The 12,891-nt window shown below is 67.0% G+C and carries 14 protein-coding genes; 7 read left to right on the forward strand and 7 right to left on the reverse strand.

All coding sequences use genetic code 11. The annotated features are described in order from the left end of the window. Positions 1-669, reverse strand: a complete 669-nt coding sequence (locus ACODSC_RS04030; protein WP_488811991.1) for a J domain-containing protein — start codon at positions 667-669, stop codon at positions 1-3. Between the two features lie 45 nt (positions 670-714). Between ACODSC_RS04030 and ACODSC_RS04035 the strand changes: the two genes are divergently transcribed. From ACODSC_RS04035 to ACODSC_RS04065, 7 genes are all read left to right on the forward strand, one after another. Continuing rightward, a complete protein-coding gene (locus ACODSC_RS04035; protein ID WP_488812149.1) occupies positions 715-1,020 on the forward strand; it encodes a BolA family protein in 306 nt (101 codons plus the stop codon). A 79-nt stretch (positions 1,021-1,099) separates the two neighbouring features. Continuing rightward, a complete protein-coding gene (locus tag ACODSC_RS04040; protein WP_488811993.1) occupies positions 1,100-2,917 on the forward strand; it encodes a response regulator in 1,818 nt (605 codons plus the stop codon). Positions 2,918-3,043: 126 nt separating this feature from the next. Further along, positions 3,044-3,523, forward strand: coding sequence for an RcnB family protein (locus ACODSC_RS04045; protein ID WP_488811995.1), 480 nt, complete (start codon positions 3,044-3,046; stop codon positions 3,521-3,523). Positions 3,524-3,619: 96 nt separating this feature from the next. Then, the gene (locus tag ACODSC_RS04050) at positions 3,620-5,308 is read left to right on the forward strand and encodes a cisplatin damage response ATP-dependent DNA ligase (protein WP_488811997.1); all 1,689 of its coding nucleotides are present in this window, start codon (positions 3,620-3,622) and stop codon (positions 5,306-5,308) included. A gap of 51 nt (positions 5,309-5,359) precedes the next feature. Further along, on the forward strand, positions 5,360-6,310 hold the full coding sequence (locus tag ACODSC_RS04055) for a mechanosensitive ion channel family protein (RefSeq protein ID WP_488811999.1): 951 nt from the start codon (positions 5,360-5,362) through the stop codon (positions 6,308-6,310). Then, on the forward strand, positions 6,310-7,326 hold the full coding sequence (locus tag ACODSC_RS04060; protein ID WP_488812001.1) for a threonine aldolase family protein: 1,017 nt from the start codon (positions 6,310-6,312) through the stop codon (positions 7,324-7,326). The genes ACODSC_RS04055 and ACODSC_RS04060 overlap by 1 nt, the downstream gene beginning before the upstream one ends. A gap of 110 nt (positions 7,327-7,436) precedes the next feature. Continuing rightward, positions 7,437-9,287: an ABCB family ABC transporter ATP-binding protein/permease gene (locus ACODSC_RS04065; protein ID WP_488812003.1), complete on the forward strand. Its 1,851-nt coding sequence runs from the start codon at positions 7,437-7,439 to the stop codon at positions 9,285-9,287. Here the strand turns inward: ACODSC_RS04065 and ACODSC_RS04070 are convergent. The 6 genes from ACODSC_RS04070 to ACODSC_RS04095 form a co-directional block, all read right to left on the reverse strand. Beyond that, a complete protein-coding gene (locus ACODSC_RS04070; protein ID WP_488812005.1) occupies positions 9,272-9,751 on the reverse strand; it encodes a chemotaxis protein CheE in 480 nt (159 codons plus the stop codon). The two genes, ACODSC_RS04065 and ACODSC_RS04070, sit on opposite strands and share 16 nt — an antisense overlap. Next, positions 9,748-10,299 carry a response regulator gene (locus ACODSC_RS04075; RefSeq protein WP_488812007.1) on the reverse strand — a complete coding sequence of 184 codons (552 nt, stop codon included), beginning with the start codon at positions 10,297-10,299 and terminating at the stop codon, positions 9,748-9,750. Before ACODSC_RS04075 ends, ACODSC_RS04070 begins: the two co-directional genes overlap by 4 nt. A 113-nt stretch (positions 10,300-10,412) precedes the next feature. Further along, complete coding sequence (locus ACODSC_RS04080) at positions 10,413-11,360, reverse strand: acetyl-CoA carboxylase carboxyltransferase subunit alpha (protein ID WP_488812009.1); 948 nt, start codon at positions 11,358-11,360, stop codon at positions 10,413-10,415. An 89-nt stretch (positions 11,361-11,449) separates the two neighbouring features. Beyond that, positions 11,450-11,644, reverse strand: a complete 195-nt coding sequence (locus ACODSC_RS04085) for a type II toxin-antitoxin system HicA family toxin (RefSeq protein ID WP_184277871.1) — start codon at positions 11,642-11,644, stop codon at positions 11,450-11,452. Positions 11,645-11,745: 101 nt separating this feature from the next. Next, positions 11,746-11,970 (reverse strand): DUF1902 domain-containing protein, encoded by a 225-nt coding sequence (locus ACODSC_RS04090; protein ID WP_269219262.1) that lies wholly within the window; start codon positions 11,968-11,970, stop codon positions 11,746-11,748. Between the two features lie 17 nt (positions 11,971-11,987). Beyond that, entirely contained in the window at positions 11,988-12,890 is a 903-nt protein-coding gene (locus ACODSC_RS04095) for a site-specific tyrosine recombinase XerD (protein WP_488812012.1), read from the reverse strand. Between the last annotated feature and the right edge of the window lies 1 nt (position 12,891).

Raw genomic sequence — 12,891 nt, forward strand, 5'->3', positions numbered from 1 at the left:
TCAGGCCAGTCCGGCCTTCTTCAGCGTCTTCCAGGCCTTGATCACGCGTTGCAGCTTGGCCTCTGCGCCGCGATCGCCGCCGTTGGTGTCGGGGTGAAACCGCTTCAGCAGGTCGTGATATTGGGCCTTGATCCGCGTCTTGTCCGCACCGGGATCCAGATCCAGGTCGGCCAGGGCGGCGCGTTCCAGCTTGCCGATGCGGCGATCCTCGGTCGGTGACTGAGGCGCCTGGTCGCCCTTGCGCCCGAACAGGCCGAAGCTGTCGCGCCATGAGCCTGCGCCGGTGGTGTTGGACGTGCCCATCTTGGCGGCAAAGGCGGCGGCCTCGCGCGTGAACTTGCCGGCCTGCATTTCCCAGGTCGGGCGGCCGCCGGTCATGGCCTCGTTTTCCTGAAGGTTGCGGACCTCGCCCTCGCTCATGCCGGCGTAGAAGTTCCAGCCCTTGTTGTATTCGCCGGCGTGGGCCTGACAGAATTCGTAGAAGTCGTTCAGCCGCTCACGCGACTTGGGCGCCTTGGCGGACGCGGCCCTGCGGCAGTCGGGCCATTGGCACGGCTTCTCGCCCGGCTTGAGGTGAAGGACGTCGGCCTTCGCCGCCTCTTCCTCGGGCTTGGGCGGCTTGACCCGAATGTCGGTGAAGCGCGGCTTGTATTGAAAGGAGGCGGACATCAGCAGAAGTGTAGGGCCGAATTGGACGGCATCAAGGAATCGATCATGTCGGAAGGCCCCGTGGCGGCGATTATTCGTGCAAAGTTGACGGATGCGCTCTCGCCGCAACGTCTGGAGGTCGAAGATGACAGCTGGCGACATGCCGGCCACCATCACGAGGGCGGGATGGATGCCAAGCCCGGTGGGGAAAGCCATTTCAATCTGGTGATCGTCTCGGCCGCTTTCCAGGGGCAATCGCGTCTGGCGCGACAGCGAACCGTCAACGGCTTGCTGAGGGACGAGATGGCCGGGCCCGTCCACGCCCTGTCGATCAAGGCGCTGACGCCGCAAGAGGCCGAAACGCCGGCCTGACTTAAAAAGCAGCGTTCACATCGTCTTAGAACCTTCGCTCTAGCGTCACGCGACCAAACAGAACGTGGGGATCTGGGATATGGTGGAATCGGACGGCGTCGCGAAGGCGCTTCCTGGCGACCAACGCGCCGGCGATGCAGCCCAGGCCCTGACGGCCATTCTGCAGACCCAGTACCTCCGCTACATGATCATCGCATCATGGGCGCTGGGCCTGCTGGGCACGGTGGGCGTCTGGCAGGCTGCGCTGTGGTTCGCCGTAACCGTCGCTGCAGGCTCCGTGCGGGGCGCCGTCGAACATCGTCTAAGCAACCGCGTCGGCGCGGGCTGGGGCATGGTGTTCCCGGTGGTCGCCACCGTCACGACCGGCGCCTGGGCCATCGCGCCTTTGCTGGCCTGGTTCTCCCCCTCCGACTTCGGCCGACCACTGGCCCTGGCCCTGATCATCTCCGGCTATGTGCTGGTGTTCGCCCAGCTGCGCAGTTCGCCGCGCCAGGCGCTGATCATCTCGTCGCCCTATGGGGCGGCGGCGGCGGTCATACTGGGCAGCCTGTGGGGGACCAGCGAGTTCTGGTCCATGCTGGCCGTCCTGCCGTTCACGGCCGCCGGCCTGTTCGTGCTGGTGACCATGACCCTGCTGCGCGAAGAGCGCATCCGGGCCTTCCAGTCCCATCAGGCCCATCTGATCGAAGAACTGGAAGCCGCCCGCGACAAGGCCAATGCGGCGAACGACGCCAAGTCGAACTTCCTGGGCGTGATCTCTCACGAACTGCGCACGCCGATGAACGGCGTGCTAGGCGCCGCTCAGCTGCTCAGCGCCACCCGGCTGGAGGCGACCCAGCGCGAATATCTGTCGATCATCCGCAACTCGGGCGACAACTTGCTGTCCTTGCTGAACGACATCCTCGACATGACCAAGATCGAGGCGGGCAAGATGAATTTCGAGGTCGTCGATATCGCCATCGAGAGCCTGCACAAACGGATCACCGGACCGTTCGAGGCCCAGGCCGAGGCCAAGGGGCTGGAGTTCGTATCGACATTCGAAGGCGAGATTCCGACGGTGGTGCGCGGCGATCCCCTGCGGGTCTGCCAAGTGGTGCAGAACCTGCTTTCGAACGCTGTGAAGTTCACCGAAGCGGGCCAGATTCGCTATGTCGTGCGCGGTCACCGCGTGTCGGACCAACGTGTGCGGTTCGAATTCATCGTCAACGACAGCGGCGCCGGCATTGCGGCGTCGGATCTGGAGCGCCTGTTCCAGCCTTTTACACAGGTCGACACCTCCTCGACGCGCCGGTTCGGCGGCACGGGATTAGGCCTGACGATCGCCCGGCGCATGGCCAACATCATGGGCGGCGACATCACCGTCACCTCCAGGCTCGCCGAGGGCTCGTGCTTCACACTCGAGATCGAAGCCGAGGTGGTGGAGTGGGCCAAGCCGGCCGAAGCCGATGAAATCCACGCCGAGATCGCGGGTGGCGAGTCGCTCCGCGTCTTGGTGGTCGAGGATCACCCGGTCAACCGCATGATCCTGGAAGCCTGGATGAGTTCGGCGAGCCACGTCACCTCGACGGCGGAGAACGGACAGATGGCGGTGGACGTCGCCCAGGCGCAGCCGTTCGACCTGATCATCATGGACGTCAACATGCCGGTGATGGACGGCCTGACGGCGACCCGTCTGATCCGTCAAGGCGACGGCATGAACGCCCAGACGCCGATTGTCGTGCTTTCGGCTTCGGCCCGCACCGAGGACCACGAGGCGGGACTGGACGCCGGGGCCGACGCCTATCTGAACAAACCGATCGACTTCGCCGCCCTGGCGGCTTTGATGGGGCGCGTCGGCGGCGGGCGCGAGGCGGTCGGACAGACGGCCCAACCGACGGAAGCCTCGGTCGCCGCCTGATTGCGGCCAAGGCGTGTTCCGCCGATGAACGGCAGGCGGCGACGGCGGTTCAGACACGCCTCAGCCGCCGTCCTCCATAACTGGGGTCAAGTCGAAACGGGTTCGACCGCAGTTGGAGATATCGTCATGAACAAGATCCTCACCGCCACGATGGCCGCGGTCCTGGCCACCACCGCCCTGGGCGCAGCCGGCGCCGCCTCGGCCCAAGCGCGCCACGACCCGCGCAATGATCACCGCCAGGAACAGCGCCAAGACCATCGTCAGGATCGTCGTGAAGATCGTCGCGACTTCCGTCAGGATCAACGCCAGGACCGCCAGGAATATCGTCAGGACCAACGCCAGTACGCCCGCTGGCAGCAGGCCCAGCGTCGCTACGGCGCGCCGCGTTATGTCGCCCCCCGCGGCTATGCGGTCCGCAGCTGGCGCTATGGCCAGACGATGCCGGCCTACTATCGCTCGAACACCTATGTGGTGAACGATTACGGCCGCTATGGTCTGCGCGCGCCGCCCCGTGGCTATCAATATGTCCGCAGCGGCAATGATGTGGTTCTGGCCGCCGTCGCGGGGGGTCTGATCACCGCGGTCATCGCCGGCCTGTTCAACTGATCCAATCGGATCGGAGACGCGCCCCGGAGGGAAACCTCCGGGGCGTTTTTCGTTCTGGTGGTGCGGCGACGCTTCGAGCGCCCAAGATGGATCTGCATGCGCGCGTTCGCCGAACTTCTGGATCGCCTGTCCCTGACGGCTTCGCGCAATGCGAAACTGGTGCTGGTGAGGGATTATCTGAGGGCGACGCCCGATCCCGACCGAGGCTGGGCGCTGGCGGCCCTGACGGGCGACCTGACGTTCGACGCCGCCAAGCCGGCGATGATCAGGAAGGCGGTCGAGGGGCGGGTGGACGGCGTGCTGTTCGGCTGGTCCTACGACTATGTCGGTGATCTGGCTGAGACGGTGGCGTTGATCTGGCCGGTGACGCCCGATCATCGACCCAACCGCGAGCCGGAGCTGGCCGAGGTGGTCGAGGCGCTTCGCACCGCCAGCCGGGCCGAGGTGCGGGGATTACTGGAAGGCTGGCTCGACGCGCTGGAGCCCAAGGCGCGCTGGGCCCTGCTGAAGCTGATGACCGGAGGGCTGCGGGTCGGTTTGTCGGCGCGGCTGGCCAAGACGGCGGCGGCCATGATGCGCCCGGACGCCGTTATGGCGCCGCCCTCGCCGGACGGGGATGAGGCTCAGACGACGCTGGAGGCTATCGACGCCTCGGCCATCGAGGAGGTCTGGCATGCGGTCGAGCCGCCCTATGCTGATCTGTTCGCCTGGCTGGAGGGCAGGGCGGAGCGGCCCAGCCCGGATGCGCCCGGTCGGTTCCGCCCCGTCATGCTGGCCGTCGCCGTCGACGAAGCGGTCGATCTGCCCAAACTGTCGCCCGCCGACTACGCCGCAGAATGGAAGTGGGACGGCATCCGGGTTCAGGCCGTTCTGGAGGGCGATGTCCGCAAGCTCTACTCCCGCACCGGCGACGAGATTTCGGCCGCCTTTCCCGATGTGATGAAGGCCCTGGCGTTCCAGGGGGCTATCGATGGCGAGCTGATCGTGTGGCGCGACGGGGCGGTTGCGCCGTTCGGGGATCTGCAGCAGCGGCTGAACCGCAAGACGGTGGACGCCAAGGCCATGCAAGCCTTTCCGGCGGCGGTGGTCGCCTATGACCTGCTGGCCCAGGACGGGGAGGATTTGCGGAGTTTGCCGCTTCGCCAGCGCCGGGCGCGGCTGGAAGCTCTGGTGGCCGGTCACACGGGAGAGCGGCTGCATCTGTCGCCGTTGGTCGATTACGCCGATTGGGATCAGCTGGCGCGGCTCAGGGCCGATCCGCCGGTCGGGGCGGCGGCGGAAGGCCTGATGCTGAAACGCTGGGACAGTCCGTATCTGGCGGGACGGCCCAAGGGGCCGTGGTTCAAGTGGAAACGCGATCCCCACGTCATCGACGCCGTCCTGATGTACGCCCAGCGCGGACATGGGAAACGGTCCAGCTTCTATTCCGACTACACCTTCGGCGTCTGGACGCCGGAGGGGGCGCTGACGCCGGTCGGCAAGGCCTATTTCGGCTTCACCGACGAGGAGTTGAAACAGCTCGACAAGTTCGTGCGCGATCACACCATCGACCGGTTCGGGCCAGTGCGATCGGTCCGGGCCGAGAGGGACTTCGGCCTGGTGCTGGAGATCGCCTTCGAGGGGTTGAACCGATCGACGCGGCACAAGTCGGGCGTGGCCATGCGTTTCCCGCGCGTCAGCCGCATCCGGTGGGACAAACCGGCGCGAGAGGCCAACACCATCGACGACGTGGTGGACCTGCTGGACGCCATCGAAAGCGGCGGCGGACGGATCGCGAAAGGCTGAAATTGCCGTTCGCGGGGTTCCAATCGCAGCCTGAGGCGTTAGACCCGACCCATGTCCTCGAATGTATCCCCCATCGCTGAAGCGGTGGCGACGGGCCGACAGGCCGTCGCCGTCGACGCCGCCATGATCGCAAAGCTGACCGACATGGCCGGCGACTTCGCGATCAATATGACCATCGCTCTGCTCATCTTCTTCGTCACGCTATTCGCGTCGAAGTGGGCCGCCCGGGCGGCGCGCAACGCCCTGTCGCGGGTGCGCGGCTTCCGTCACGACGCGACGGTGCTGAGCTTCGCGACACAGGTGGTGCGGGTCGTGGTCATCATCATCGGCATGATCGCAGTGCTGCAGCGGCTGGGCGTCCAGACGACCTCGATCATCGCGGTTCTGGGCGCCGCCTCCCTGGCGGTGGGTCTTGCGCTACAGGGGACGTTGTCGAACGTGGCGTCGGGCATCATGCTGCTGATCCTGCGGCCGTACCGGGTCGGCGAGGTCATCGACATCGGTGGCGTGGCCGGATCGGTGCAGCGTCTGGACCTGTTCACGACCCAACTGTCGAACGCCAACAACCACAAGATCGTCATCCCCAATTCCAAGGTGCTGAGTGATGTCGTCACCAATCTGACGGGCCAGCAGACCCGCCGCATCGAGATCAACTTCACCATCGGCTATGGCGAGGCGATCGGTCCTGCGCGCGAGGTGCTGGCGGGCGTGGCGACGGCGCACGAGAAGGTGCTGGAGGATCCTGCGCCATGGACCGGCGTCACGGGCCTGCTGGACAGCGCGGTGCAGGTCACCCTGCATGCCTGGGTGCAGTCCGGCGACTGGTGGCAGACCCAGGCCGACCTGATGCAGGCCGGCAAGGAAGCGCTGGACACCGCCGGCATCGAGATTCCGTTCCCCCATCAGGTCGCCGTGCCCTATGGCGACGAAGACGTCATGCCCGTCGTCCGCGTGCGGACGGTCGAGGACGCTCACAGCCCCCTTGAGACGAAAAAGAGTTGATGCGTTACGATTTCGGATCCGACAACACGGCCGGCATGGCGCCGAGCGCGGTCGAGGGCTTGGTGCGCGCCAACGCCGGCTTCGCCCGCGCCTATGGCGCCGACGACTTCACGGCGCGCGCCGCCGACCAGATCCGACAGCGGCTGGATGCGGATGCGGAGGTGCGGTTCGTCTTCAGCGGCACCGCCGCCAACGCCATCGCCCTGTCGATGCTGGCCCAGCCCTATGAGGCGGTGCTGGCGCACAACGCCGCCCACATCTGCACCGACGAGACGGGCGCGCCGGCCTTTTTCGGCCACGGCGTGGGTCTGATCGGCCTGCCGGGTTTTTCGGGCAAGATCGATCTGATGGCTCTGAAGGCGCATCTGGCTGAGCCGGAAGTCGGGCATCGCCAGCCGCCGGCCGCGCTGTCGCTGACCCAGGCGACCGAATACGGCGCGGTCTATACCGAGGAGGAGCTGCGTCATCTGATCGAACCCGTGAAGGCGGCGGGGCATCGGGTTCATATGGACGGCGCGCGCCTGACCAATGCGGTGGCGGCCGGGTTCGACATGAAGGACATCGCGCGGCTGGGTGTCGACGTGCTGGTGTTTGGCGGCGCCAAGGCCGGCGCCAACTGCGCCGAGGCCATCGTGCTGTTCGACAAGAGCCTGGCGCGGCGGTTGGACAACCGGCTGAAACAGGCCGGGCAGACGGCGTCGAAGGCGCGGATGTTGTCGGGACCAATGCTCGGGCTGCTGGAAAGCGGCGACTGGGAATCGGGCGGCGCCCACGCAAATCTGATGGCGCAGAGGCTGGCGGCGGGGATCGCCGCGCGCTCGCCCTTCGTGCTGGCTCATCCAGTCGAGGCCAACGCCGTGTTCGTGCGAATGCCGGCCGAAGCCCATGCGCGGCTGAACGCCCTGGGCTGGGCCTGTTATCAGTTCGACGACGGCTCGGTGCGGTTCGTCTGTTCGTGGGCGACGCAGGAGGCGGTGGTGGACGAACTGATCGAGGCGGTCGTCGGGCTGGGTTGAGCGACTAATCCCCGGTCGCGCGCCAGCGTGGCCTTTCCCCGGTCGCAATGGGTTTCCATATGCGGATCATGGCGATACGAGGCGAACGCTCCGGCGGCAGGCGTGACCCGATGGTCAAGGCGCAGCAGGCCGGGAGCACACAGGACAAGACGGACGGACCCCCGACGCTGACGGCGTTGGCGGACCTTGCGCGGCTGGTCGCCCGTTCGGGCGCGCCGCACCTGAAACTGAGGCTGATCTTCGCCATCCTGTTGACCCTGGCGGGCAAGGGGCTGGGCGTCATGGCGCCGCTTGTGCTGGGTGCGGCGGTCAATCGTCTGGCGGCGGGGCAGGGCGCGGCGACCGCCGTCGGACTGGGCTTTGCGGCCTTCGCAATCGGCTGGACTTTCGTGCGGTTCCTGTCGGCCGCCTCTCCCCTGATTTCGGACGTGGTGTTCGCGCCCGTGCGCGCCGCCGCTCAACGCACGACAGCGGCCGAGGCCTTTGCCCATGCGTTGAGCCTGTCGCTGGATTTCCACCAGACCAAACGCTCGGGCGCCCTGTCGCGGACGATGGATCGCGGGTCGCGCGCCGTCGATTTCCTGCTTCGCATTCTGGCCTTCAACCTGGTGCCGACCGGGGTCGAGCTGGTACTGGCGGCGGGGGTTCTGGGCGCGAAATACGACTGGCGGTTTGCGGCCGTCGCCGTGGTCGTGGTGGTCATCTACACCGCCGCCACCTTCGCCATGTCCAACTGGCGGCTGGAGCATCGTCGGATCATGAACGCGGCCGATTCCGAGGCGGCCGGCGTGTCGGTCGACGCCCTGCTGAACTATGAGACGGTCAAGTCGTTCGGCGCCGAGACGCGCGCGGCCCAGACCTATGACCGGGCGCTGGGCGACTATGCCGAGGCCTCTCTGAAGGCCAACAGCTCGCTGGCCATGCTGAACGGGATGCAGGCCCTGGTGATGAACCTGGGGCTGGGCGTCATGGCGGTGATGGCCGGGTTCGAGGCGGCGGCCGGACGGATGGGGCCGGGCGACGTGACGGCGGCCGTGCTGATCATGATCTCGCTGTATGCGCCGCTGAACATCCTGGGCTTCGCCTATCGGGAAATTCGCCAGTCTTTCATCGACATGGAGGAGATGCTGAAGGTGACACGCCAGACGCCGCAGGTGGCCGACGCGCCCCATGCCGTCGCCCTGCCGCGACTTGTGGATGCGCGCGGCGCCTCGGTGGCGTTCGAGGCGGTCGGCTTCCGCCACGACGCCCGCGCCAACGGGTTGGAGGATGTCAGCTTCTTCGCTGCGCCCGGCACGACGACGGCGCTGGTCGGGCCGTCAGGCTCGGGCAAGTCCACCATCGTCAAACTGGCGCTGCGCCTGCTCGATCCGCAGGAAGGCCGCGTGCTGATCGACGGCCATGACGTGCGACAGGTGACCCAGGCGTCGCTGAGGGCGGCGGTGGCGCTGGTGCCCCAGGACGTGGCCCTGTTTAACGACACGCTGGGCGCCAACATTGCCTTTGCGCGGCCGGACGCCGACGACAGCCAAGTCTGGGCGGCGGCCGAGGCGGCGGAACTGGCCGACTTCATTCGCGGCCTGCCCGACGGAATGGAGACCCGCGTGGGCGAGCGGGGGCTGAAGCTGTCGGGGGGCGAGCGTCAGCGGGTCGGCATCGCCCGCGCCCTGTTGGCCGATCCCTGCATCCTGATCCTGGACGAGGCGACCAGCGCCCTGGACAGCCGCACCGAGGCGGCGATTCAAAAGACGCTGCGAAAGGCCCGCGACGGCCGCACGACTCTGGTGGTGGCGCACCGGCTGTCCACCGTGGCCGACGCCGATCAGATTCTGGTGCTGAAGGCCGGCCGGATCGTCGAACGGGGCGGGCACCACGAACTGGTGGCCCGGCAGGGCGGGGAATACGCCGCCCTGTGGCGCAAGCAGACCCGCGCCGGCAAGACGCCTCAGACCGCAGTCTGATCGCTGGGCGGAAGCTTGCGTCGCAGGACCTCGTGCAGATTAGTCAGGATGGCGGTACGGGCGGCCTGTTCCTCGGGCGGCAGGGCCAGCAGCACCTTCATCGCCTGGGCGTGAACGGTGGCGATGCGCCAGTCGAATCCGCCCTGGCGCGGCGCGGCGTCCAGCAGATCGCACAGACCCTTGGCCGCCGTGCACAGGTCGTCCATCGCAAACGGGCTGGCCGCGTCGATGATCTGGCTGGAGGCGGAATAGGCCAGGTCCAGCCGCATCGGCTCGATCAGGCCGGGTTCGGGATCGGCCAGCAGGGTAGCGATATTGTCGGTGATGATGGTCCGGGCCTGACCCTGCAGCGCATCGAGGTTGGCCTTAGCCTGGGCCAGGGCCACGCCAACGCTGACGCCGCCGGGACGATCGACCATTTCCGACAGGCGCGACCGGCGCTGGACATGGGTGATGACGGTCATAGGGCCACGGTCTCCATCGCATTCGCCTTGCGCAGCATGTCGGCGCGGCGCTCGACGCCTTCGTAGCCGTCGTGTCGGAACCGGCGATCCGGTCCCAGATAGTCGCCCACCTCCAGGAAGGGGCGGGTGTCGCGCGCGACCCACAGGATGCGTTCCAGCAGCAGGGCGGCGCTGAAGGGTTTGGTGACGACGAAATTGGCGCCGCAGTCCCTGGCTTCGGCCACCCGGCCGCGACGAATATGGCTGGCGGTCATGATGACGGGGGTGAAGGCGTTGGGGTTCGGCCCCGATCGCCGCAGCCAGCGCACCAACTCAAATCCGTCAATGTCCGGCATGTCCGTGTCCACCACCAGCAGGTCGATGGTTTTCTCCGTCAACAGGCGCTTGGCCTCCGTCCCGCTGCCGACGGTGAAGTTCGGGCGAATGCCGAACCCAGCCAAGGCGTTGGCGGTCAGGGTCAGGGAGAAGGGCGAATCGTCGACGATCATCGTCACCGCGCCGCCCAGATTGAAGACCGCGCTTTCGCGCAGGGATTCACCGCCGCTCATGCCTGAAAGGCTCCGGTCGGTCCTGCCGTCGTGATCATGGCCGGTCGCCCTGAAACCCCGTGGAAGGCTTGACCGTGGCAGACGATGGTGGACGCTGCGTTAACGCTGTTCGGCTAGAGGGCGCCGATGGCGTAGAAACGGTCGGCGCGCTGCGTCTTGATCTGCTTGGGCGTCAGGCCTTCGAAGCCTCTTAGCTCTTCGGCCAGCACGTCGCCGACATTAGCCATGGCGGCGTCGCGATCGGTATGGGCGCCGCCGACGGGTTCTTCGATCAGGCGATCCACGATCTTCAGACCCATCAGGTCCGGTCCGGTGATCTTCATCGCCATGGCCGCGTCCCTGGCCCGCGCGCCGTCGCGCCACAGGATGCCGGCCGCGCCCTCGGGCGAGATGACCGAATAGATGGAGTGTTCAAGCATCAGCACACGGCTGGTCGCCGCGATGGCGATGGCGCCGCCCGAACCGCCTTCGCCCGTAATGGTGGCGATGGAGGGCACGCCCAGGGTCAGGCAGCGCTCGGTCGAGCGGGCGATGGCCTCGGCCTGGCCGCGCTCCTCGGCGCCCAGGCCCGGATAGGCCCCGGCGGTGTCGATAAAGCTGAGGACTGGCAGGCCAAACTGCTCGGCCATGTCCATCAGGCGCACGGCCTTGCGATAGCCCTCGGGCCTGGCCATGCCGAAGTTGTGGGTGATGCGGGTGGCGGTGTCGTGGCCCTTTTCATGGCCCATGATGACGACAGGACGACCGCGAAAGCGCGCCAGGCCGCCCAGGATGGCCTGGTCGTCGCCGAACTGACGGTCGCCGTGCAGCTCGTTCCAGTCGGTGAACAGGCTCTGGACATAGTCGATGAAGTGCGGACGCTGCGGGTGGCGCGCGACCTGGGTCTTCATCCAGGGGTCGAGGCCAGCGTAGGTCTTCTTGCGCAACTGCTCGGCTTTCTTGCGCAGGCCCTCGATCTCGTTGTCGAAATCGCCCGAGGTGTCGGACAGCAGCGACAGCTCGTCGATCTTGGCTTCCAGATCGGCGATCGGCTTTTCGAAGTCGAGATAGTGCGTGGCCATCAAGGCGTCCGGGGCAGCAGGGCGCCAAAAGCGCCCCAAGGGAAGGCGGGGGAACCTAGAGAGCTCAACGCCGCCGAGCAAGCGGCGGTTCAGAATGCCTTTGGCAAACCGGCCTGTTTGAGGACGGTGTTGGCGGTGTGTCGGCTCTTCGAGCGCGGCACGATGACGGCATGCGGCTGATCCGGGTGCCTCCATTTCTCGTGACTACCCTTGGCGTTAACGACGCGACGCCACCCGGCGGCGAAGAGGAGGGCGGTCAGTTCGGGGTAGAAGTCCTTGGGCATGTCCAGATCACTCGTTGTTCTGGAATGTTGATGCCGTCACGACGCGAAGGTGAGAATGCACCGCTTGTTGTGTGGTGCGGTGCGGACAACGACGAAAGATGTCACGCTGCGATGACGTCGAAGCCGCCTGCGGCTTCAAAGCGCACAGGCACTGCACCGTGGACGCCAAGATTTTCCGCCAGAAGTTCCGGGGCGAAATGACGAGCGAGGTTCTCGAACTCACCGAGCGTCGCTGTCTCCAGTACTAGCCCGACGATATTCGATTCGCTGCACCAGACCCCCGCTTCGGGATCCCAGATCGCCTTGACGTAGAACTCTTCGGCCATGGGCCGAATATGCGCCGTCAGTCGTCGCGCGCCAAGGGGTGGTTTTGCTGGACGACCTGGGCCAGGCGGTCGGTGGCGACGTGGGTGTAAATCTGGGTCGTGGCGATATCGACGTGGCCCAAGAGGGTCTGGACAACGCGCAGGTCGGCGCCGCCCTCGAGCAGGTGGGTGGCGAAGGCGTGGCGCAGGACGTGGGGGCTGACGCGGGCCGGGTCGATGCCGGCCGTGATCGCGGCCTCGTCCAGCAGTTGGGCGAAGCGGCGGGGGGTCAGGTGGCCGGTGCGGCCGGATGAGGGGAAAAGCCAGGGGCTGTCGGGCGTCTCAGGTTTTCGTTTGGCGTCGCGGGCCGTCAGCCAGGCCTTGATGGCCTCGCGAGCGGCGGTGTTCAGGGGCGCGAGCCGTTCCTTGCCGCCCTTGCCGCGCACGATCAGATAGGCGGGGTCGCGGCGGATGGCCTCGACCTTGAGCCCCAGCAGTTCCGAGACGCGCAGGCCCGAGGCGTAGGCCATCTCGACTAGGGCGACCAGGCGCAGGCTCGCCGCCGCATCTCGGCTGGCCGAGGCGGCCAGCAGGGCGTCGATCTCGTCGCGGCTCAGCACCTTCGGCAGGGACCGGCCCTGTTTCGGGGCGTCTAACCGGCGCGACGGATCGTCGGTGCGCCAGCCCTCGGCCAGGGCGAACCGATAGAACTGCCGCGCGGAGGACCGGCGGCGCGCGGCGGTTGCGGCGGACAGGCCGCGTCGCGACAAGTCGGCGAACCATCCTTCGACGGCCTCGGCATCGGCCTTCATCAGACCGCCGGCGTCCGACAGCGCCGTCTCCGCGTCCGCCAGATCGCGGCCATAGGCGGACAGGGTGTGGAGCGAGGCGTCGCGTTCGACGGCCATCATCTCCAGAAAGGCCTCGATCTGGGGCGTCATC

It is taken from the genome of Brevundimonas sp. FG128, from assembly GCF_057809775.1.

Coding starts and splice junctions, on each gene's coding strand:
- ACODSC_RS04065 (WP_488812003.1), top strand. CDS start 7,437: ATGGTCAAGGCGCAGCAGGCCGGGAGCACACAGGACAAGACGGACGGA.
- ACODSC_RS04045 (WP_488811995.1), top strand. CDS start 3,044: ATGAACAAGATCCTCACCGCCACGATGGCCGCGGTCCTGGCCACCACC.
- ACODSC_RS04090 (WP_269219262.1), bottom strand. CDS start 11,970: ATGGCCGAAGAGTTCTACGTCAAGGCGATCTGGGATCCCGAAGCGGGG.
- ACODSC_RS04085 (WP_184277871.1), bottom strand. CDS start 11,644: ATGCCCAAGGACTTCTACCCCGAACTGACCGCCCTCCTCTTCGCCGCC.
- ACODSC_RS04050 (WP_488811997.1), top strand. CDS start 3,620: ATGCGCGCGTTCGCCGAACTTCTGGATCGCCTGTCCCTGACGGCTTCG.
- ACODSC_RS04055 (WP_488811999.1), top strand. CDS start 5,360: ATGTCCTCGAATGTATCCCCCATCGCTGAAGCGGTGGCGACGGGCCGA.
- ACODSC_RS04075 (WP_488812007.1), bottom strand. CDS start 10,299: ATGAGCGGCGGTGAATCCCTGCGCGAAAGCGCGGTCTTCAATCTGGGC.
- ACODSC_RS04040 (WP_488811993.1), top strand. CDS start 1,100: ATGGTGGAATCGGACGGCGTCGCGAAGGCGCTTCCTGGCGACCAACGC.
- ACODSC_RS04070 (WP_488812005.1), bottom strand. CDS start 9,751: ATGACCGTCATCACCCATGTCCAGCGCCGGTCGCGCCTGTCGGAAATG.
- ACODSC_RS04095 (WP_488812012.1), bottom strand. CDS start 12,890: ATGACGCCCCAGATCGAGGCCTTTCTGGAGATGATGGCCGTCGAACGC.
- ACODSC_RS04080 (WP_488812009.1), bottom strand. CDS start 11,360: ATGGCCACGCACTATCTCGACTTCGAAAAGCCGATCGCCGATCTGGAA.
- ACODSC_RS04030 (WP_488811991.1), bottom strand. CDS start 669: ATGTCCGCCTCCTTTCAATACAAGCCGCGCTTCACCGACATTCGGGTC.
- ACODSC_RS04035 (WP_488812149.1), top strand. CDS start 715: ATGTCGGAAGGCCCCGTGGCGGCGATTATTCGTGCAAAGTTGACGGAT.
- ACODSC_RS04060 (WP_488812001.1), top strand. CDS start 6,310: ATGCGTTACGATTTCGGATCCGACAACACGGCCGGCATGGCGCCGAGC.